General features: G+C 48.1%; 21 protein-coding genes, 4 tRNA genes and 1 other annotated feature. Of the genes, 2 read left to right on the top strand and 23 right to left on the bottom strand.

Annotated features, from left to right (window positions below; all coding sequences use genetic code 11):
• Positions 1 to 41 precede the first annotated feature (41 nt).
• The 17 genes from rpoC to FYJ84_RS05060 all read right to left on the bottom strand — a co-directional run bounded on the left by rpoC (position 42) and on the right by FYJ84_RS05060 (position 13,755).
• Positions 42 to 4,121 (bottom strand): DNA-directed RNA polymerase subunit beta', encoded by a 4,080-nt coding sequence (rpoC, locus tag FYJ84_RS05140; protein WP_154406528.1) that lies wholly within the window; start codon positions 4,119 to 4,121, stop codon positions 42 to 44.
• 21 nt (positions 4,122 to 4,142) lie between these two features.
• On the bottom strand, positions 4,143 to 8,030 hold the full coding sequence (gene rpoB / locus FYJ84_RS05135; protein WP_154406527.1) for a DNA-directed RNA polymerase subunit beta: 3,888 nt from the start codon (positions 8,028 to 8,030) through the stop codon (positions 4,143 to 4,145).
• Between the two features lie 332 nt (positions 8,031 to 8,362).
• Positions 8,363 to 8,731 (bottom strand): 50S ribosomal protein L7/L12, encoded by a 369-nt coding sequence (gene rplL, locus FYJ84_RS05130; RefSeq protein ID WP_154406526.1) that lies wholly within the window; start codon positions 8,729 to 8,731, stop codon positions 8,363 to 8,365.
• A gap of 60 nt (positions 8,732 to 8,791) precedes the next feature.
• Complete coding sequence (gene rplJ, locus FYJ84_RS05125) at positions 8,792 to 9,340, bottom strand: 50S ribosomal protein L10 (RefSeq protein WP_154406525.1); 549 nt, start codon at positions 9,338 to 9,340, stop codon at positions 8,792 to 8,794.
• A 22-nt stretch (positions 9,341 to 9,362) separates the two neighbouring features.
• Positions 9,363 to 9,517, bottom strand: a sequence feature (ribosomal protein L10 leader region).
• Between the two features lie 49 nt (positions 9,518 to 9,566).
• Positions 9,567 to 10,250 carry a 50S ribosomal protein L1 gene (rplA, locus tag FYJ84_RS05120; RefSeq protein ID WP_154406524.1) on the bottom strand — a complete coding sequence of 228 codons (684 nt, stop codon included), beginning with the start codon at positions 10,248 to 10,250 and terminating at the stop codon, positions 9,567 to 9,569.
• Positions 10,251 to 10,326: 76 nt separating this feature from the next.
• Positions 10,327 to 10,752 (bottom strand): 50S ribosomal protein L11, encoded by a 426-nt coding sequence (gene rplK / locus FYJ84_RS05115; protein ID WP_154406523.1) that lies wholly within the window; start codon positions 10,750 to 10,752, stop codon positions 10,327 to 10,329.
• Positions 10,753 to 10,777: 25 nt separating this feature from the next.
• Positions 10,778 to 11,323: a transcription termination/antitermination protein NusG gene (gene nusG, locus FYJ84_RS05110; RefSeq protein ID WP_154406522.1), complete on the bottom strand. Its 546-nt coding sequence runs from the start codon at positions 11,321 to 11,323 to the stop codon at positions 10,778 to 10,780.
• A 21-nt stretch (positions 11,324 to 11,344) separates the two neighbouring features.
• Entirely contained in the window at positions 11,345 to 11,569 is a 225-nt protein-coding gene (gene secE / locus FYJ84_RS05105; protein WP_154406521.1) for a preprotein translocase subunit SecE, read from the bottom strand.
• 51 nt (positions 11,570 to 11,620) lie between these two features.
• The gene (rpmG, locus tag FYJ84_RS05100; protein WP_027398039.1) at positions 11,621 to 11,770 is read right to left on the bottom strand and encodes a 50S ribosomal protein L33; all 150 of its coding nucleotides are present in this window, start codon (positions 11,768 to 11,770) and stop codon (positions 11,621 to 11,623) included.
• Between the two features lie 213 nt (positions 11,771 to 11,983).
• A tRNA-Met gene (locus FYJ84_RS05095) sits at positions 11,984 to 12,060 on the bottom strand.
• Between the two features lie 6 nt (positions 12,061 to 12,066).
• Positions 12,067 to 12,142: transfer RNA gene (locus FYJ84_RS05090), tRNA-Thr, on the bottom strand.
• A 13-nt stretch (positions 12,143 to 12,155) separates the two neighbouring features.
• A tRNA-Met gene (locus FYJ84_RS05085) sits at positions 12,156 to 12,231 on the bottom strand.
• An 8-nt stretch (positions 12,232 to 12,239) separates the two neighbouring features.
• A tRNA-Tyr gene (locus FYJ84_RS05080) sits at positions 12,240 to 12,324 on the bottom strand.
• A 113-nt stretch (positions 12,325 to 12,437) separates the two neighbouring features.
• Positions 12,438 to 12,764 (bottom strand): hypothetical protein, encoded by a 327-nt coding sequence (locus FYJ84_RS05075; RefSeq protein ID WP_154406520.1) that lies wholly within the window; start codon positions 12,762 to 12,764, stop codon positions 12,438 to 12,440.
• Complete coding sequence (locus FYJ84_RS05070) at positions 12,754 to 13,086, bottom strand: DUF5665 domain-containing protein (RefSeq protein ID WP_154406519.1); 333 nt, start codon at positions 13,084 to 13,086, stop codon at positions 12,754 to 12,756. Before FYJ84_RS05070 ends, FYJ84_RS05075 begins: the two co-directional genes overlap by 11 nt.
• A gap of 224 nt (positions 13,087 to 13,310) precedes the next feature.
• Entirely contained in the window at positions 13,311 to 13,520 is a 210-nt protein-coding gene (locus FYJ84_RS05065) for a hypothetical protein (protein WP_154406518.1), read from the bottom strand.
• A gap of 70 nt (positions 13,521 to 13,590) precedes the next feature.
• The gene (locus FYJ84_RS05060) at positions 13,591 to 13,755 is read right to left on the bottom strand and encodes a hypothetical protein (RefSeq protein ID WP_154406517.1); all 165 of its coding nucleotides are present in this window, start codon (positions 13,753 to 13,755) and stop codon (positions 13,591 to 13,593) included.
• Between the two features lie 304 nt (positions 13,756 to 14,059).
• Here FYJ84_RS05060 and FYJ84_RS05055 point away from each other — a divergent pair, with 304 nt between their 5' ends.
• Complete coding sequence (locus tag FYJ84_RS05055) at positions 14,060 to 15,343, top strand: hypothetical protein (protein ID WP_154406516.1); 1,284 nt, start codon at positions 14,060 to 14,062, stop codon at positions 15,341 to 15,343.
• 91 nt (positions 15,344 to 15,434) lie between these two features.
• On the opposite strand, the gene FYJ84_RS05050 is transcribed toward FYJ84_RS05055, so the two are convergent.
• From FYJ84_RS05050 to FYJ84_RS05025, 6 genes are all read right to left on the bottom strand, one after another.
• Positions 15,435 to 16,055, bottom strand: a complete 621-nt coding sequence (locus tag FYJ84_RS05050) for an alpha/beta hydrolase (RefSeq protein WP_154406515.1) — start codon at positions 16,053 to 16,055, stop codon at positions 15,435 to 15,437.
• 250 nt (positions 16,056 to 16,305) lie between these two features.
• Positions 16,306 to 16,599: a hypothetical protein gene (locus FYJ84_RS05045; protein WP_154406514.1), complete on the bottom strand. Its 294-nt coding sequence runs from the start codon at positions 16,597 to 16,599 to the stop codon at positions 16,306 to 16,308.
• Complete coding sequence (locus FYJ84_RS05040; protein ID WP_154406513.1) at positions 16,596 to 16,988, bottom strand: flavodoxin family protein; 393 nt, start codon at positions 16,986 to 16,988, stop codon at positions 16,596 to 16,598. Before FYJ84_RS05040 ends, FYJ84_RS05045 begins: the two co-directional genes overlap by 4 nt.
• A 245-nt stretch (positions 16,989 to 17,233) precedes the next feature.
• Complete coding sequence (gene tnpB / locus FYJ84_RS05035) at positions 17,234 to 18,343, bottom strand: IS200/IS605 family element RNA-guided endonuclease TnpB (protein ID WP_154406512.1); 1,110 nt, start codon at positions 18,341 to 18,343, stop codon at positions 17,234 to 17,236.
• Positions 18,344 to 18,705: 362 nt separating this feature from the next.
• Positions 18,706 to 19,689 (bottom strand): permease, encoded by a 984-nt coding sequence (locus tag FYJ84_RS05030; protein ID WP_154406511.1) that lies wholly within the window; start codon positions 19,687 to 19,689, stop codon positions 18,706 to 18,708.
• An 82-nt stretch (positions 19,690 to 19,771) separates the two neighbouring features.
• Positions 19,772 to 20,047, bottom strand: a complete 276-nt coding sequence (locus tag FYJ84_RS05025) for an ArsR/SmtB family transcription factor (protein ID WP_328596336.1) — start codon at positions 20,045 to 20,047, stop codon at positions 19,772 to 19,774.
• A 628-nt stretch (positions 20,048 to 20,675) separates the two neighbouring features.
• Between FYJ84_RS05025 and FYJ84_RS15110 the strand changes: the two genes are divergently transcribed.
• The coding region (locus FYJ84_RS15110) for a winged helix-turn-helix transcriptional regulator (RefSeq protein ID WP_235901359.1) at positions 20,676 to 21,352 on the top strand (677 nt) is incomplete at its 3' end.

Genomic DNA, 21,352 nt, shown 5'->3' with positions numbered 1-21,352 from the left:
ACACAGGCGGTCAAAAATTTTAAATCATTTTTCAGATCCTATCAAGCATTCTCAGACTCGGCAAAAGCATCAAGGATATTATCCTCATCTGCTTCCTCCTCGCCCTTGTAAACAACCTTGATGTTCCTGTAGCGGCTCATGCCGGTACCTGCCGGAATGAGCTTACCGATAATAACATTCTCCTTCAGGCCAATCAGCGGATCAACCTTGCCCTTGATAGCAGCATCAGTCAGGACACGGGTAGTCTCCTGGAAGGATGCAGCAGACAGGAAGGAGTCAGTTGCCAGGGATGCCTTGGTAATACCAAGGAGCACAGGCTTCGCCACTGCCGGCTCCAAGCCTGCCTCGATAGCCTTGGTGTTGGCTGCCTCAAAGAGGTTGATGTCAATCTGGTCACCAGGCAGGAACTCGGTGCCGCCGGCTTCCTCAATCTTCACCTTGTGCAGCATCTGGCGAACCATTACCTCGATATGCTTATCGTTGATGCCTACACCCTGGGACTGGTATACCTTCTGAACCTCATATACGATGTAGCTCTGGGTAGCCTTCATGCCGCAGATATGGAGAATATCGTGCGGATTGATGGAACCCTCGGTAATCTTGCCACCAGTCTGGATATGCTGCCCATCCTTGACTGCCAGATGGGAGTCGAACGGCAGGATGTATTCCCTTGCCTCCCCGGACTCAGGCATAACATATACGGTGTACAGGTTGCCATTCTCCTTGACGGTAACAGTACCCTCCACCTCGGAAATAATAGCATTGTGCTTCGGCTTTCTGGCCTCGAACAATTCCTCGACACGCGGCAGACCCTGGGTAATATCATCGCCGCCTGCGATACCGCCGGAATGGAAGGTACGCATGGTCAGCTGGGTACCAGGCTCACCGATGGACTGAGCAGCGATAATGCCGACAGCCTCGCCCACGTTGACCTCGGTGTTGTTGGCCAGGTCACGGCCATAGCACTTGATGCAGACGCCGTACTGGGACTTGCAGGTCAGTACGCTGCGGATGGATACGCTCTTTCTAACCTTGCAGATAGCCTCAGCCAGCTCCTTGTCAACGGTATCATTGATAGAAGCAATCTTCTCGCCGGTCTCAGGGTCAACAATATCCTCAGCCAGCACACGGCCGATAATACGGTCCTGCAGCGGCTCAATAACACGGTTGCCGTCCACAATCTCCTCAACGGAAATACCGCGGACATTGTTGTTGCGAACCCGTACCTCCTTGGCATCGCTTTCCAGCACAGCCTCGATATACTCCTCAGTGAGCTTGACACCGGCAGGAATAACCTCCCTGCCATGGCTGTCAACAACGGCGGCAGTAACCTCCTTGCCCAGCATCTGGTTCATCATAGCCTCACGGATAGAAGCACGGACATTTTCCTCAGGCGCACCCAGCTGTACAGTCTCTGTTACAGAGGAGCTGCCCACAACAGTATCGTTGTTGTCGGACTGGCCACGGAGAACCAGCTCAGATACACCAGCCTCGCCAATCACCTGCAAATCCTCGGCAGTCAGCTCTGCGCCAACCTCCAAAAGAACCTCGCCAGTCTCAGGGCTGATGACATCCTGAGCAATCAGGCGGCCAGCCAGGGAATCCTGCAATACCTGCACAGCAGCAGCAGCGCTGTCAGCCAGCTTGGCACGCTCTCTTACAAGGTTGATGCCCACAACATCGCAGTCATCCTCACGGACAATTACATCCTGTGCCACATCTACCAGACGGCGGGTCAGGTAACCGGAGTCGGCGGTACGCAGGGCGGTATCTGCCAGACCCTTTCTAGCACCATGGGAAGAAATAAAGTAATCGGATACGGACAAGCCTTCACGGAAGTTTGCCGTAATAGGAATTTCGATGGTCTTACCGGATGGATCCGCCATCAGGCCGCGCATGCCTGCCAGCTGGCGCATCTGGGACTTGTTACCGCGGGCACCGGAGTCAGCCATCATGTAGATAGGATTGAACGGGTCATTGATCTCGTAGTTGTCATACATCTCGTCAGCAACATCCTCAGTGGCCTTATTCCAGACGCTGCAGACCTTCTTGTAACGCTCGTCATCAGTAATCAGACCACGGGAGAACTGCCGCTCAGTCTTGGTAACCTGAGCCTGTGCCGCCTCAAGAATATCCTTCTTCTTAGGCGGAACGGTAATATCCGAAATAGCAACGGTCATACCTGCAATACATGCATAATGGTAGCCAAGATTCTTTACGCCATCGATAACCTCGGCAGTACGGCTGGCACCCAGCACCTCAAAGCAGCGCGCTACCAGCTTGCCCAGCTGCTTCTTCTTCATAAGCTCGCCCAGGGACCACTTGCCGGTTTCCTTATCCTGGAAATAGGAGCGTACCTGCGGTGGCAGGATCTCGTTGAAAATCATGCGGCCCAGGGAAGTGGTAACAAGACCATAATCCTTGGTAGTGCCGTCTTCCTGCTTTTCAACGATACGCACCTCAACCTGAGCCTGAATATCCAGCTCCTGATGCTGATAAGCCAGCAGTGCCTCGTTGATGCCGGTAAATACCTTGCCCTCGCCCAAAGCACCTGCCCGGATCTTAGTCAGATAATAAGCACCCAGAATCATATCCTGGGAAGGAACGATAATCGGGCTGCCATCCTTCGGGGCCAGGATGTGGTTGGCTGCCAGCATCAGTACGCGGGCCTCCGCCTGGGCCTCGGCAGACAGCGGCAGATGGATAGCCATCTGGTCACCATCAAAGTCAGCATTGTAGGCAGAGCAGGCCAGTGGATGCAGCTTCAGGGCACGGCCCTCGGTGAGAACCGGCTCAAATGCCTGAATACCCAGGCGATGCAGCGTCGGGGCACGGTTCAGAAGTACCGGATGCTCCTTGATAACATCCTCCAATACATCCCATACTTCCTCCTCCGCACGCTCAACCTTGCGCTTGGCGGACTTGATATTGTGGGCAATGCCCTCGCTGACCAGCTTCTTCATAACGAAAGGCTTAAAGAGCTCCAGCGCCATCTCCTTTGGCAGGCCGCACTGATGCAGCTTCAGCTCAGGGCCAACTACGATAACAGAACGGCCGGAGTAGTCAACACGCTTGCCCAAAAGGTTCTGACGGAAACGTCCCTGCTTGCCCTTGAGCATGTCGGACAAGGACTTCAGCGGACGGTTGCCAGGGCCGGTAACAGGACGGCCACGGCGGCCGTTGTCAATCAGGGCATCCACAGCCTCCTGCAGCATGCGCTTCTCGTTGCGGACGATGATATCCGGGGCACGGAGCTCCAAAAGACGCTTCAAGCGGTTATTTCTATTGATAACGCGGCGATACAGGTCATTCAAATCAGAAGTAGCGAAGCGGCCACCATCCAGCTGCACCATCGGGCGAAGCTCAGGCGGAATGACAGGCACTACATCCAGAATCATCCAGGACGGCTTGTTGCCGGAACGCCTGAATGCCTCCACCACCTCAAGGCGGCGGATAGCGCGGATGCGGCGCTGCTGGCTTGCCACGTGCTTCAGCTCGTCAGTCAGCTCCCTGTGCAGCACATCCAGGCCATTCTTCATATCCTCAGTCTGCTGCTCCTCAGGCAGGTCAGCCTCCAGCTCCACCAGAAGCTCCTTGATTGCCTCGGCACCCATGCCTACTACGAACTCACGGCCATAATCCTCACGGGCCTTGCGGTACTCCAGCTCAGTCAAAAGCTGCTTCTTGGAGAGAGGTGTATCCTTCGGGTCCAGTACAATGTAGGAAGCAAAGTACAGCACCTTCTCCATGGCGCGAGGCGGAATATCCAGAATAAGGCCCATGCGGCTAGGAATGCCCTTGAAGTACCAGATATGGGACACAGGAGCCGCCAGCTCAATATGTCCCATACGCTCACGGCGTACCTTGGAACGGGTGACCTCAACGCCACAGCGGTCGCAGACAGTACCCTTATGGCGGATACGCTTGTACTTGCCGCAATGACATTCCCAATCACGAGTTGGTCCAAAAATTTTCTCGCAGAAAAGACCATCCTTCTCCGGCTTCAGAGTACGATAGTTAATAGTCTCCGGCTTCAGTACCTCGCCGTGGGACCACTCACGAATCTTGTCTGGAGAGGCCAGGCCTATGCGCATTGAATCAAAGTTATTTACATCCAACAAGGAGGAGTCACTTCCCTTCCATTATTCTTCAGTATAATCATCATCGGACAGGAACCTATCCATGTCGTCATCGTCATCAGCAATGACAGCATCCTCGTCAAAATCATCGCCGCCAATATCGGCAATAATATCACCATCGAAGCTGTCATCATCATCGTCAGGCTGGGCATCCTCGTCATAATCACTGGCGTAGTCATCACGCTCGCCGGCCCTGCCGCTGTCATCAACATCATTCATATCCGCATCACGGACAACATCCTTGATATTGATGTCCTCGTCATCATCATCCTGAACCATGATTTCGTTGGCATTCTCATCCTGTACCTTGATATCCAGGCCGATAGACTGCAGCTCCTTGATGAGTACCTTGAAGGACTCAGGAACACCAGGCTCAGGGATATTCTCACCCTTGACGATGGACTCATAGGTCTTGACACGGCCCACCACGTCATCGGACTTGACGGTCAGGATTTCCTGCAGGGTGTAAGCGGCACCGTATGCCTCCAGTGCCCATACCTCCATCTCACCAAAACGCTGGCCGCCGAACTGGGCTTTACCACCCAGCGGCTGCTGGGTTACCAGGGAGTAAGGACCTACGGAACGGGCATGAATCTTATCATCAACCAGATGATGCAGCTTCAGCATGTATACGCAGCCTACAGTTACCTTATTCTTGAACGGCTCACCGGTACGGCCATCATACAGCACAGTCTTGGCTGTCGGGTCCATGCCGGAAGCACGGATAGTATCAAACACGTCATTCTCGCGGGCACCGTCAAATACCGGGGTAGCAATGTGAATACCTGCCACATCCGGCTTTGGCATGCCATACTTGTCAAAGTCATAGCCAATAGCACGGAGACGCGCCTCAACAGTAGGGTCTCCCTGCTTGATCTGGGTACCCAGGTTGCGGATAGCCATGCCCAGGTGAGTCTCCAGAATCTGGCCGATGTTCATACGGGAAGGCACGCCCAACGGATTCAGCACAATGTCCACAGGAGTGCCATCCGGCAGGAACGGCATATCCTCCTCCCGCATGATACGGGAAACGACACCCTTGTTACCATGACGGCCGGACATCTTATCGCCTACGGAAATCTTACGCTTCTGGGCGATATAGACGCGAATCATCTGGTTTACGCCAGGGTTCAGCTCGTCATTGTTCTCGCGGCTGTAAATCTTTACATCCACGATGCGGCCAGCCTCGCCATGTGGCACACGGAGAGATGTATCACGCACCTCACGGGCCTTCTCGCCGAAGATGGCACGCAGGAGGCGCTCCTCGGCAGACAGCTCGGTCTCACCCTTCGGGGTAACCTTGCCCACCAGGATATCACCGGTACGCACCTCGGCACCCTTGCGGATAATACCCATCTCATCCAGATCCTTCAGGCTGTCATCAGACACGTTCGGAATGTCACGGGTAATCTCCTCAGGCCCCAGCTTGGTATCACGGGCCTCGCAGTCATACTCCTCAATATGGATAGAGGTATAAATATCCCGCTTGATCAGGTTCTCGCTCAGCAGGATAGCATCCTCGTAGTTGTAGCCTTCCCAAGGCATGTAGGCTACGATGATGTTGTAGCCCAAAGCCAGCTCGCCGTGGTCGGTAGAAGGGCCGTCAGCAATCGGCTGCATTGCCTCAACCTCGTCCCCCTTGAATACAATAGGAAGCTGGTTGATGCAGGTTCCCTGGTTGGAGCGCAGGAACTTCTGCAGCTTGTACTCGTCACGCTTGCCATCAGCAGTGCGGACAACGATGTTGTCAGCGGTAACAGTCTCTACCACGCCAGGACGCTTGGCCAGAATCATAACGCCGGAGTCACAGGCAGCCTTGTACTCCATGCCGGTACCTACCAGAGGTGCCTGAGTACGCAGCAGCGGCACAGCCTGACGCTGCATGTTGGCACCCATCAGGGCACGGTTGGCGTCATCGTTTTCCAAGAATGGAATCATGGCTGTTGCAATGGATACCACCTGCTTTGGTGATACGTCCATGTAGTCTACCTTTTCACGGCGAACCTCAGTGGTTTCCTCGTGAATACGGGCAACTACGCGCTCATTTACAAACCAGTCATTATCATCAAGAGGCTCATTGGCCTGGGCAATAATCAGGCTGTCCTCCTCGTCAGCAGTAATATACTTTACCTCGTCAGTAACACGCATGTTGGTCTTGTCCACGCGGCGATACGGAGTTTCCATAAAGCCGAAGCGGTTAATCCGGGCATAGTTGGACAGGGAACCAATCAAACCGATGTTAGGACCTTCCGGGGTCTCAATCGGGCACATGCGGCCGTAATGGGAGTTATGTACGTCACGCACCTCGAAGCCTGCACGCTCACGGGAGAGACCGCCAGGACCCAGGGCAGACAGACGGCGCTTGTGGGTCAGCTCTGCCAGAGGGTTATGCTGGTCCATGAACTGGGACAGCTGGGATGAACCAAAGAACTCCTTGATAGCTGCCACAACAGGACGGATATTAATCAGGTTGGATGGATTGCTCACATCCTCCTGCATGGACATGCGCTCCTTCACCACGCGCTCCATACGGGAAAGACCGATACGGAACTGGTTCTGCAGCAGCTCGCCCACGGAACGCACGCGGCGGTTGCCCAGGTGGTCAATATCATCCTTGCGGCCAATGCCATGCATCATGTTCAGCATATAGCTGATAGAAGCCAGAATATCATTGATAGAAATAGTACGCTGACGATACTCCAAGGTAGGAGAGCAGATCATCTGCAGGGTTTCGCCCTCATCGTTGCGCTTTACATTAATGACGATGGCATTTCCCTCGCCAAAAATAGCCTGTTCCTGCTCAACAGTGATGTTCTCCAGCATATCAGCATCCAGCAGTACATCAGCCGGCACAATGATCTCACCGGTTTCCTTGTCAGTCAGCGGCTCTGCCAGAATCTGCCCCTGAATGCGGCGCTTCCAGCCCAGCTTCTTGGTGAGCTTGTAGCGGCCTACCGTTGCCAAATCATAACGCTTGGCATCAAAGAACAGGCTGCGGAGCATCTGATGGGCATTATCCACGTTAAACGGCTCACCCGGACGGATACGGCGATAAATCTCCTCCAATGCCTCTGCACCAGTGGTCGTATTGTCACGCTCCAGGGTAGCACGGATGGCATCATCGTTGTCAAACAGCGCCATGATCTCCTCGCTGCTGCCAAAGACCAGATTGGTCAGGCCTACGCGGAGATGGTCATCATTGCGCCCCTGCATGGTGGATACACCGTCAGTAGCCAGCTCTGCCTGACGCAGCTTCTCCTGCTCATTGATGTAGTTCAGGGCACGAAGGAACACAGTTACAGGCAGCTTTCTGGTACGGTCGATACGGACAGAAATAACATCGTTGGCATCAGTTTCCAGCTCAATCCAGGCACCACGGTTCGGGATAACAGTGGAGTTGAACAGGTGCTTACCTGACTGGTCACGGGTAACACCATAATATGCACCAGGAGAACGCACCAGCTGGCTGACGATAACACGCTCTGCACCATTGATAATAAAGGTGCCGGAGGCAGTCATCAGAGGGAAATCACCCATGAATACCTCGGAATCCTGGAAAATACCGGTAGTCCTGTCCAGGAGACGAACCTTTACCCGCAGCGGTGCTGCATAAGTAGCATCCCGCTCCTTGCTCTCATCCAGGCTGTATTTCGGCTCACCCAGCTCATAATCCAGCAGGGACAGGCTCACCTTGCCCTGAAAATCTGAGATTGGCGAAATATCCTGGAAAATCTCCATCAGGCCCTCGCCCTTGGTGTTATTTTCCCAGTCACCGATAAACCACTCGTAGGACTTTCTCTGAATATCCAGCAAGTGTGGCATTTCCATGACTTCTTTAATCTTTGCATAGCTATACCTGGTTCTTTTGCCCACGGGCACAGGATGAAACATTAAGTTCTTCACTCCTTAGCAAAAAATACTGAAAACAACTGCAACAACTAAAACAACTGAAAAATAGCAAAAATCCGCACATTAAAACAGAACGGAATCACAACACCCCTTCATGGGCTAAAACCACACGGCGCACTGCCAGAAGATTAAGGACCCGCCTTTCCTTCTGATGACTCCATTTGACGATGCACGAATTATTTTATCTTTAGTAGCTATTTATTTTATCATTTAATATCTAAACTTGTCAATAATTTTTTATGCAAAATAAAAGACCACCCCAACAAGGAGTGGTCTCAAAATTTCCTCAGGAAATATCAGGCTTGAAGCAAAAATTACTTCAGCTCTACAGTTGCGCCAGCAGCCTCCAGCTTGCCCTTCAGGTCCTCAGCCTCAGCCTTAGCAACGCCTTCCTTTACAGCAGCAGGAGCGCCATCAACCAGAGCCTTAGCCTCCTTCAGGCCGAGACCGGTAGCCTCGCGAACAGCCTTGATTACGTTGATCTTGCTTGCGCCAGCATCCTTCAGGATTACATCAAACTCGGACTTCTCAGCAGCAGCAGCGCCCTCAGCAGGTGCAGCAGCAGCTACAGCTACAGGAGCAGCAGCGGATACGCCGAACTTCTCCTCAGCAGCCTTTACGAGCTCGGACAGCTCCAGTACAGTCAAATTGCCAATTGCCTCTAAGATCTCTTCGTTAGTCATTTTAAATTCCTCCGTATAATCAAAATCTAATCTTCAAAAATATTTTAAGCAGCTAAGGGCTTAGGCAGATGCCTGCTCCTCCTTCTGCTTGCGAATAGCATCAAGCACAGTAACGATGCTGCGAACCATAGAGCCCATAACGCCAACGGTGTTGGACAATGGAGCCTGAATGCTGCCCAGCAGCTTGCCAATAAGAACCTCGCGGGATGGCAGGGAAGCAATAGCCTTTACCTCGTCGGCACCTACGACCTTGCCCTCTACGATACCAGCCTTGACAGTCAGGATACCCTGCTCAGCCAGGTTGTTCTTCTTGATGAACTCGCTGATAACCTTTGCAGGAGCTACAGCATCCTCAGCGGATACAGCCAGAGCAGTGGTACCCTCCAAATGAGCAACCAGCTCCTCCATGCCAGCCTCAGTAGCAGCAATGCGAGTCATTGTATTCTTAACTACATGGTAGTTTACACCAGCCTTGCGGAGCTCCACACGCAGCTCAGTGTCCTGAGCAACGGTCAGTCCCTTGTAGGAAACCAATACAGCGCCCTTGCAGCCAGTGAGTTTGTCCTTCAATTCAGCGACAATCGCCTTTTTCTTTTCAGTAACAGCCATGAAATTACACCTCCTCTCGAAATTATACGAGCAAAAACGGCCTCCGGCTGATTTACCGGAGGCCGCAGTATTTCATGCTTGAACCATCCGGCCTCGGCAGGCGTTTCCATTAACGGTGCTGCAAAGCACATGCCTTGCGCCCCTACCTGCTGTCTACAGCCATAGACTATTTTATTATACAGCCCGCAAAATGTCAAATAATATCACACAGAAAACGCACAATTAATTATGCATGTGCTACCGGAACGCCAGGGCCCATAGTTGCGCTGACAGTTACGGAGCGGATATACTGACCTTTTGCAGCAGCCGGTTTTACTCGAATTAAAGTATCCATCAGTGCGTTAAAGTTAGCAACCAGCTTCTCGTTGTCGAAGGAAGCCTTGCCGATAGGGCAATGGATGTTACCAGCCTTATCAGTACGGTACTCAACCTTACCAGCCTTAATCTCACTGATAGCCTTTGCCAGGTCCATAGTAACAGTACCCAGCTTAGGGTTTGGCATCAAGCCACGAGGACCGAGGATCTTACCAATACGACCTACGGTACCCATCATATCAGGGGTAGCAACAGCTACATCAAAATCGGTCCAGCCGCCCTGAATCTTTGCTACGATTTCATCGGAGCCAACGAAGTCTGCACCAGCAGCCTCTGCCTCCTCTACCTTTGCGCCCTTGGCGAATACCAATACGCGCTTGGACTTACCAGTACCATGCGGCAGCACCATCGCACCGCGAACCTGCTGGTCAGCATACTTAGGATCAACGCCCAGACGTACATGCAGCTCAATAGTCTCATCGAACTTTGCAGTTGCAGTCTTCTTTACCAGATCCACAGCCTCCTCAGCAGTATAAACCTTGCCAGTCTCAATCAGCTTTACAGCGTCCTGATACTTCTTGCCTGCTTTTGCCATGAAAAATTTCTCCCTTCGTGGTAATAACGGAATTTCCTCCCACGGGTTATGCGCAAATCAAACTGAAAACTAAAAATTAGTCAGTGATTACGATACCCATGCTGCGAGCAGTACCCTCAATCATGCGGGTAGCAGCCTCAACACTTGCAGCATTCAAATCCTGCATCTTGCTCTCTGCAATCTCCTGTGCCTTGGCACGTGGCAGCTTAGCAACCTTGTTCTTGTTAGGCTCACCGGAAGCCTTCTCAATGCCTGCAGCCTTCTTCAGAAGTACAGCAGCTGGAGGAGTCTTGGTGATAAAGGTAAAGGACCTATCCTCAAATACAGTGATTTCTACTGGAATAATCAGGCCAACCTGCTTAGCAGTCCTCTCATTGAACTCCTTAACAAATGCCATGATGTTTACACCAGCCTGACCAAGTGCAGGACCTACTGGAGGAGCTGGAGTAGCTTTGCCAGCCTGAACCTGTAATTTTACCATCTTAGCGACTTTCTTTGCCATCTTAAATCCACCTCCTTAAATGGGATTAATCTTTTTCAACTTGATCGAAGTCAAGTTCAACATTAGTCTCCCTACCAAACATATCCACAAGAGCCTTGATTTTGCCCTTCTCCTCGTTGATAGAGATAACTTTTGCTGCGAAATTTTCAAATGGGCCGGAGCAGATTTTCACTGTCTCGCCAACCTCAACATCAATGTCAAGCTTAACCTTGGCTTTCTCAATGCCCATTTCCTTCAGAATGTTGTCTACCTCATCTTCAGTCAGAGGAATTGGCTTGGTCCCTGAGCCAACGAAGCCGGTCACGCCGTCAGTATTGCGAACATCGTACCAGGTCTTTTCATTGACAATCATATTCACCAGAACATAGCCTGGGAAAATCTTCCTCTGGGTTACTTTCTCAACGCCATCTTTTTTCTCAATCTCATCCTTTACAGGGATAATGACCTCGAAAATCTCATTTTCCAGTCCCATGGACTGTACCTTTTGCTCAAGATTGGCTTTTACCTTGTTTTCGTAACCGGAATAGGTATGAACCACATACCAATGTCTAGCTGATTCGTTTTCTGACATCCCAGACGCACCCTCCAGTCCTTACCTTACAATGAGATTAAACAATCTTGTGAAGAAGCCGTCACAAATCCAGATCAGGGCACAGACAATCACAACCGTAATGCTGACCACTACCGTGTACTTTGCCAGCTCCTGCCTGGTGGACCAGGACACCTTCTTCATCTCAGCAGAGACTTCACGCAAAAACTGCACAGGGTTAAAGCCTGAAGACTTCGGCTGAGCTCCTGACGTTTTTGTTTCCGCCATTGCTTCACATCCTGTCTTATACTGCAAACCCGCCACAAACTACGAAACTAATTACTTAGTCTCCTTATGCAGAGTGTGCTTCTTGCAGAACTTGCAATACTTGTTGAATTCGATTCTATCAGGATCGTTCTTCTTGTTCTTGTTGGTCTGATAGTTGCGACTCTTGCACTCGGTGCAGGCCAACGTAACTGCATTGCGCATTTTATGCACTCCTTACTGATTAGATATTTGGACATCACAAAATGTCACTGATATAATTTATCACAAATAAATAAACATGTCAATAATTCAGTGTGTAAATAATTACCAAATAACTAATTTCCTAAATTACTAGATAATTACATAACTACAATCCTGATTTTTATTTATCGACATAATAAAACCCCTCATAATCAAGGGGTTAAATTACAAAGATGGTGGCTGCGAAGAGACTTGAACTCCTGACACTCCGGGTATGAACCGAATGCTCTAGCCAGCTGAGCTACGCAGCCATATAATGGAGCTGATAACCAGAGTTGAACTGGTGACCTCATCCTTACCAAGGATGCGCTCTACCTACTGAGCTATATCAGCACTTGAAGCAAATTGGTTGCGGGAAGAGGACTCGAACCTCTGACCTTCGGGTTATGAGCCCGACGAGCTACCTACTGCTCCATCCCGCGATATTAAATGGTGGGCAGGGATGGATTCGAACCATCGTAGCCTACGGCGACGGATTTACAGTCCGTTCCCTTTAACCACTCGGGCACCTACCCACATCATCTGCCAGCCCTGCTACACTTCCGTGCAACCCGCTGACAGGTATATACTTTATCAGATTTGCAGACACAAGTCAAGCACTTTTTGAAAAAATTTTTAAATCCAGCCTTCATCTGACATAATTCAGCAACGCAGCAACCGTGCTGCTTAGAAATTTTACATTATCCTGCACCCAGTACACAAGAAATCTCATAAGAATTGTCACACCTACGGATATCGTTATCCCCTTGCTGAGACCTAGGCAGAACTCCGCCAGGAGCAGCCAGCGCAGTCTCTGCACCAGCAGCAGATGCTCCCCCAGGATATTGTTCAGCCAGCCGGTATTCAGCTTCAGCCTGTCCATCTCTCCCACAGTGATACCAGCCATGTTGGGTATGAGCATTTCCGTGGCAGGTCCAGTGCTTTTCATGTTTTGTTTTAGAATCTTACTGGACATTGTGACGATTCTCCTCTACCATCAGCATGAATTTTGCCAGCCATTCACTGATGAAAGGCAAATTCAAATCCACCACCTGCACAGCAACATTGATGATGATACCGAAAACAATGGTAGCTCCAATAGCCATGCCCAGCCCCCGCACCATGCCTACCAGCAGGTTCAGGAAAAACAGTCTTTTAGTATTTTTGAGCAGGCCCAGATATTCCCCCATGACCTCATGGAGTCCCTCCACATCACAGTGAATCTGCCTGGCAGATGCCACCGTACTTTCCAGCTCACTTAACCCGTCCTTGGCATTTTTTTCTGCAAAATTATCCAAATATTCTTCCTCCCCGACACTTCACTACAAGCAGTTGTCTGCAACACTTTCCCTAAAGGTTATATTCTATACGGAAGCAAAAAATCCTGCCAAGCCTAAAGTTTCCCTGCGATTTTTCTCTTTCTGCCGTTTTCACTCTCCGCTTCCAAGCATCCCATTGCGGAAAAGCCCCACCAGCTTGTATTCACACAAAGACTGATAGGGCTTCATCATCTTCTGCACAACTAAAACTTGCACGAAAACTTGCCGCAGGATGCCCAGGACAGCTGATCCAAGCCTGTCAGCATGCATTTATTTCTTGCGTTGTGGTTATACTCAAAAAAGCCAGCCTGAGGAGCCTTAGGCACTATGGCGGCATTTGCCGGGTCATACCAGTTCCTGCAAAATGCGCATATTCTCGTGGACTTGATGTTAGCAATTTTCATATTGGCCATGGTACATACATCCTCCACCTTCTTATTTGCATCAACATTAATATTAACATCAGCATTAGCATTGACATTATCATGCCACAGTTCCAGAATTTTTCTTGCCGCACTTCGGGCAAGTATATGATATATTCCTTGGCGGTACAATCTCAGCCGTAGAAGATTCCTTCCAGCCGCAATCACACCTGCGCTTATAACGAATCATACCATTAGCTTTCCTCTCTGTAATCTCAAATGCCATATTAACCAGCCTCCTAATCAATTACAACTGCAAATTATGAGCTAGAAACTCCCTTATAACATTTTGCTATAATATATATTTCTACATCCATTGGCAAAATCCTGCTACACGCAGAAGAATTCCTCAACTTAAAGATTATCATAGCTGCCATCACTTGAGCTTCTCATGAAACATGATACCAAAGCACACCCCCATTATATGTCCTTCTGTATATTTTCCATCCCTGCATAGCCGATATTTTCAAGACATTATCTACAGATAATGATATAATACACTTATACTAAAATGTCAGGTGGGAAGTTTTATGCTACAAAAAAATATGGATATTCACCAGACCGGTGATGTTTTCCAGCCCAATACAGTACCGAATCATACATATATAGACCGCACCATTGATGAGTACGGTGATACCTATACAGAACAACTGCAAAAAGCATTAATGACTCCTGGCACACTGATTGCAATCACAGGAGCTTCCAAATCCGGCAAAACAGTTCTCTGCCATAAATCCATTACTAATAAAATCATAGACTTGAGCGGTTCGCAGCTCCAATCAAAAGAGGACTTTTGGCAGCAGATAGGAGAGCAGCTTGAAATTCCCGAAGAAGTACAAATCAAAACATCACATACGGAAAATGCTATCGAAAAAACAGGCATAGCAGGCGAATTAAAAATACCATTTGCCAAATTCAACATTAGCACTGGCAACGACAGCAGCAATGCAGAAGGAAATGAAATATCCCAAAAGGTATTGCGCAGCCAGGATTCTATGATAAAACATATTATCGCCCATGACATGGTATTGGTTATAGATGATTTTCATTATGCGCCGGAAGAAACTCAGCTGTATATTGCAAGAACCATCAAGACATATCTCATTAGCGGACTTAAAGTAATAATATTGTCGCTTCCTCATCGGGCAGATGATGCCATACGCCTTAACCCCGACCTGATAGGACGCACCAGCTTTATCGAAATTACCTCCTGGAGCATTGATGAACTAAAGGAAATAGGGCATAAAGGTTTCCCGTTGCTTGGCATAGATGTAACCGATGATATTCTCACCCGCATCGCCACCGAAAGTATCTGTTCCCCTCAATTAATGCAGGATATTTGTTTTAACCTGGCGTATCGCATGCAAAAAACTAATTGTACCACTGTTACTGATGAGGATGTAAATATTGCCCTTAAGCAAACAGTAGCAAAGCATAAGCAGGTGTACAGCCATGTACTGAAAGCTTCCCTTGAAGGCCCGGCCCAAGGCAAAAATAAGCGTACACACTACTTGCTAAAAGACGGAAGCTTAATGGATATTTATATGCTGCTGCTGGTCAGCATAAGCACAAATCCACCTGAACTGTCATTGCCTGTGCAGGAAATCCAGGAAAGATTTACTGACCTTCTGGCCGATGATAATCCAAAAAAGCCCAGACCAATAGATATCAGCAATACAGTGAAAAATATCAAAAATATCATGAAGGAACGGGCTAAAAATCTTGATACCATCGACTGGAAAGCCAAGACTTTGTATATTCTGGATTCTTTCCTGTTATTTTACCTGCGCTGCTCCGACGATTGGAAAAAATAATATAAGCTTATATAAACCTAAAACAGCTGTTGTGCAAGCTCCACAACAGCTGTTTTAGGTTTATATCATCAACTATTTAATGAATCACAAATCAACCTTTATTCTTGGCTTCACACCCCACAAGCCATTCCCGCAAAAACTGCATCTGCTCCTCGGTGTGAAACCAGTGCTCACCATGCTCCATAACAGTCAGTCCTGCACCACAGCCAGCAGTGAACGCCTTCACCGTATCCATGGACTGCAAATTATCCTCCGAACCATACAAAATCTCCGTAGGAATATGCCAGCTGACAGGATGACTGCGCACCCATGTCAGATATTCCCAGGACAAATCTTCGCCAAAATCCGTAGCAATGACGCCCTTTTCCTTAATCTCATCTTCCGTAACGCCAGCCCACTGCATCATATCCAAAATCAGCTTTTCCATATTCGCTATTGGTGAAATAAAATACGCCTTTTCTATAGGCATATCTGCCAGGGACAGCAGGGAGAAATACGCCCCTATGCTGTTTGCCACTAAGATAACGCTATCGTACTCAGATAGCAGTCTTTTAGCCTCCGCCTGAAATTCCCCAATACTTTCCCAAGGCGTTTCCGCTTTGTAATCAAAGCCCATAACATCGCACTCAGGAAATATTGCCTCATAAAATGCCGCTTCTGCAGCATTGCCGCCCTTGCCATGCACATACAATACTGCTTTATTATTCTTCATCTATCGTTACCTCTCTCAATCATCAAAAACCTTTCTGTCCAAAGGAATATCGCAGCCCCATTTTTTTGCAACACATTGGAATTTCTTCTTTAGATATGTTTTAAACATCAGATTCACCATAAACCGCACCGGCAAAGGCAGCTGCTCCGCCCCGAATCAGGGTACCTCCATAGCTTACCCCGAGGCATCCTACCAATTTCTGCAAAAAAGCCTCGCCGCAGCGCAGCTGATGTGCCTCGGTAAAGTCGCACTACAAGATAAAAGAAACCTTAGTATTTTTATCCTTCGCCGGCAGCTGCTCCAAAAATTCCAGAAATAAGCTGGGAACACACTCCACATACAACGGAACAGCAAAAATAATATTTGTGCTGTCCATGTATGCCTGCCGGATTTCTTCCCAGGCATCGCGGTTGGAAATCGCATACTTGGTAAAGCTGCAGCCCCCTTGCAAAAGCCCCTGCCCGAATGCCTCAATAATCTTGTTCGTATTGCTGTTTTTCTCAATCCTGGGACTGGCATTAATCATAACAATCTTCTTGTTCATAAATCAGCTTCCTCCACATGCAAAATATCATATACCCCCAATGACTTAACCCCCAGGTTGCTCGTAAAGCGGCTGCACCAGTCAGACATAAGTACTTTATCCCCATCGCCTATGTACAGGACACCCCAGTCAGGATTATGCCGATACCTTGTCACATGGCGCATATAAGGCCCGCTGCATGTAAGATAAATAGTGAGAAGCGGCATTATCCTATCAACAATTTTCTTTGCCTGGAAGGATATAAAGCCAAATCTCGTTTCTGAAATCAACCATATTTTCTCCGCCGAATGAATTTTTTCCAGCAGTTGCTTGTAATCATCATCAAACACACAAATCCCCGGCGTTTTCAGCCAGCAGAAATTGCACCCCACGCAATGAGCTATATTCATATCTGCCGTAGCAATATATTCACACTTTTCACCAGAATTTTTGCGGCTAGCCCGTTCCGCTATAGGCTTCCCCTGCTGATTAGCCGACGTATCAATAATTGAATTACTCCCTCCTAACGCCTAGGCGTTTGAGGAGGGAGATTCCCACTTCTACGAGAACAGCCTTCTGCCTTGGCAAAAGGACTTACACACTCTCCGTGGGCGTTAATTTCCGTAGTTCCTACGGTATTTTTATGCTTTGAAGCTTATGCAGCTATTATTTCTTTTGCTTTAGCCAGAATATTCCGGGCTGCATTCACATCTCTATCGTGGTGGTGCCCGCATACCGGACAATCCCATGCACGAATAGCAAGATTTTTTGTATCCTTATTCTGATAGCCGCATTTACAGCATTTTTGAGAACTTGGGTAGAATCTAGGAACCCTTACCACTCGGCAGCCATACGGCACTGCCTTGTATTCAAGCATCCTGAAAAACTCAGACCATGATACATCAGAAATGGCTTGTGCCAGTTGATGGTTTTTCAGCATATTCCTGACCTGCAAGTCCTCTATACCGATCAGTTGGTTTTCCTTGACCAGTTTAGTGGAAACCTTGTTCAGATAGTCCTTTCGGATATTTGCTATCTTTTCGTGTACCCTGGCAACGATGATTCTCTGCTTATTGCGATTATTACTGCCTTTTGCTTTACGTGAAAGCTTCCGCTGCTCCCTTGCCAGTTTTTTGCTGTATTTCTTCAATGTTTTCGGATTAGCAGCAACATCACCATTAGAATCGGAGTAGAAATCCTTAATTCCCACATCTATGCCTATTTCTCCGCCATTATTAGGAAAAATTTCTACTTCTTCCTCAACACACAGGGAAACAAAATACTTGCCTGTGGCCTTGCGTGACACAGTGACATTCAAAATTCTGCCTGTGAAATTCCTGGAAAGTTTTATTTTTACTAAGCCAATTTTGGGAAGCTTCAGCTTGCCATTCTTGATTGCAATATTGTTATTAACACACTGGGAACGATAGCTGAGGCAATGATTGTGCTTTGATTTATATCTCGGATAGCCTGCTTTTTTGGCAAAAAAGTTTTTGAAGCCTTTGTCCAAATCTTTTAATGCCTGCTGCAGCGAGGTACTATCTACTGCTTTCAGCCATACATAGTCCGGCTCACATTTTAACTCGGTCAGCATTTTGCTGGTCTGCTTGTAAGTCACGCTTGTTTTTGAATTTGTCCATGCTTCTTTACGGATATTCAAAAACCTGTTATACACAAACCTGGCGCATCCCAGTGTCTGATTGATTAGCTGTTGCTGTTGTTTAGTGGGATATATTCTATACTGATAGCCTTTTTGCTGTAACATATCGTTCACCTCCTGTCACTTACTATTATATCACCACTATGTTCTATTGTCCACCTCAATTACTTGCGTAAATTCGGTGGACGTGGCAGAAGACTCCCGCCTATAGAGGCAGGGAGTCTTCTGCCACATTAAGATAAAACCATACTTCTCCCCCAATCACTCAATACTCCCCTCTTCCTGCACACATCGTTTTCCACAACAAATGCTATGCAAATCTTTAAACAACGTCATATCATTCTACACCTCCCCACTGATATTATGCAACAAAAAGCCCCGTCAGCCTTATTAATAAAAACTGACAGGGCCCATTACTAATCCCACAAATATTAACCTAATTTCGATATATCTCATCAGCATGTATATCACATCAGCAAATTAAACAAATATCCGATAAGTATAATCCCTGCTGCAACAATGCCAATGAAGGTAAAAAGCAGCCTTCTTTCCAGCACCTTGCTGAGCATAATCAGTGATGGCAACGATAAAGTAGTAATCGCCATCATCAGTGCCAATATAGACCCTGCCGGTACAGATGCCAGATACAATGCCTCAGCTATCGGTATAGCCCCGAAAATATCCGCATAAATAGGTATGCCAATCAAAGTTGCCAGAGGCACGCTGAAAATATTCCCCTTCCCCAGCACAGCCAATATCCATTCCTGTGGCACCCAGTTATGCAAAAACGCACCGATAGCCACACCTGCCAGCACATAAGGAAAAACATTTTTCACAATAATCCGCGTGTCGTTGCAGGCATAGCCCATGCGCTGCCGCTGATTAAAATATTCGGACTCACTGTAAAAATCCCGAACAGGATTATCATAACGCCTGATATGACGTTCCATCCCCATGACATTCAGCAGCAGGCCGCCGCCAATCGCCAGCAGCAAGCCTACCACCACATATATTACCGCAAATCCACTGCCAAAAAACGACATCAGCATCAGCATGGAAGCTATATCCACCATAGGCGAAGAAATCAAAAAAGCAAATGTCATCCCCAGGGGCAGCCCCGCCCGGGTAAAGCCGATAAAAATCGGAATACTGGAGCAGGAGCAGAAAGGCGTTACCGTTCCCAGAAGCGCGGCAATCACCTCCCCCTTCACTCCCGTAAAGCCTGTCAGGATGCGCTTTGTCCTCTCCGGCGGAAAATAAGACTGTATATAGGAGATGAAAAAAATCAGCGATACCAGCAGGATAGATATTTTGATGGTGTCATAAATAAAAAAATGTATACTGCCCCACACAGGCGAAGCCTGGCTTGCCCCCAGCCTCCCCAGCAGCAGCCATACCAATTCACTCAGCCAGTGCATGCCAAGAATTTCCTGCATAATAAAATCAAACATACCTGGACGCTCCTTTATTTATAAATTTAAATCTATCGATGTATTGTAGCAAAAAAACACCTGCTTTGCCGCCAATTTTCCATCACGGACATGCCATATAGGCTTCAATAATCCCGGATAGTTCTTCCTTGGCACCACGGCGCAGGGAATAATACATCCATTTCCCTTCCCTCCTGCACTCCACCAGCCGTGCATCAACCAAGACGCGCATGTGATGGGATAATGTCGGCTGGGAAATAGCCAGCTTTTCCAAAAGCACACAGGCACACTTTTCCTCAGCATTAAGCTGAGCTAAAATCTGCAGCCTGTTCTCATCAGATAAGGCTTTAAACAGCTTCGCATCATTCCTGTAATCCACAAATCTCATCCCCTTCCGGCATTATCCAACATTGTACAGAACTATCCAGCATCAACTGGTATTGTCCACATCTTCCATTGGCCTAAGCCATTCTCTGCCAGCTTGCTCTATTGCCAAAGCTGTTGCAAATATTGCCAAAGCGGCTGGCAAAAGTGCCAGCCGCCATCTTGCAATTATTATTATATATTACATATTGATATATGTCAATATATTAGGTAAGCCTCAAATCCCCGGACTCTAAATCCATGCATAGTGTATATCCATACTATTTCCACCACCTATTCATGTACAAAAATACACATCTTCAGATAAATTCTACCTACGGCAAGAATATCGTCTGTCCATAGCCTCCGTAGCTGACATCATATCTCCATACCTGCCCATCTTCTCACACTGCATACCAGTCAGCCTCCAATTCTTCACTGCCTTATTGCTTCGCCACAGGATTTCTTCACTACCTGAACAAATCCTGCTATAATGGAACCATATTGCCACAGCACAACATTGGCAAGTACGCAGTTTATTTAAACCAGGTATCAAAAAAGATACCGATGCTGGATACTGGATGCCGGACACAATACTTCATATGAGATATTAACATGAATTTAGCTAAAAAGGATTTGATACAATGTTTCCCTATAAAACTCCCGCAGAATTTTCTCATGCCCTAAAAAGCAATTCCCCGCGGCCTTCCTGCCCCGTTGCCACTGCTATCAATCTCCTCAGCGGTAAATGGGAGCTAAATATCATCTACCAGCTTTTTGTACATGATACCTTGCGCTTTGGACAGCTAAGAAAGCTGCTTCCCGGCATTACCAATACCATGCTGACCAAGGTTTTGCAAAAATTCATTAGTGCAGGCATAGTCAGCAGAATGCAATACAACGAAATTCCGCCTCATGTGGAATACTCACTGACAGAAAAGGGAAGACAGCTGAATATTGCCTTCTTTGAACTGGCAAAATGGGCAGAACCCTTGTCCACTGGCACGATCCCCCCTTCCTTTACCATCCGCAAAATCACAGAAAATAAAAAACAGTATCTTTCCCTGCTGCTCCTTGCCGATGAGCAGGAAAGCATGATTGACCGCTACCTGGACAAAGGCACTATGTATGTACTTGATGATGACGGCATCAAGGCGGAATGCGTGGTTACGGACGAAGGCAACGGCATCCTGGAATTGAATTACTCCCTCCTAACGCCTAGGCGTTTGAGGAGGGAGATTCCCACTTCTACGAGAACAGCCTTCTGCCTTGGCAAAAGGACTTACACACTCTCCGTGGGCGTTAATTTCCGTAATTCCTA

Source organism: Anaerovibrio slackiae, assembly GCF_009695585.1.
GTDB lineage: Bacteria > Bacillota > Negativicutes > Selenomonadales > Selenomonadaceae > Anaerovibrio > Anaerovibrio slackiae.
Note: the sequence above shows the minus strand (reverse complement) of the source record. Positions and strands in the feature narration are given on the sequence as shown.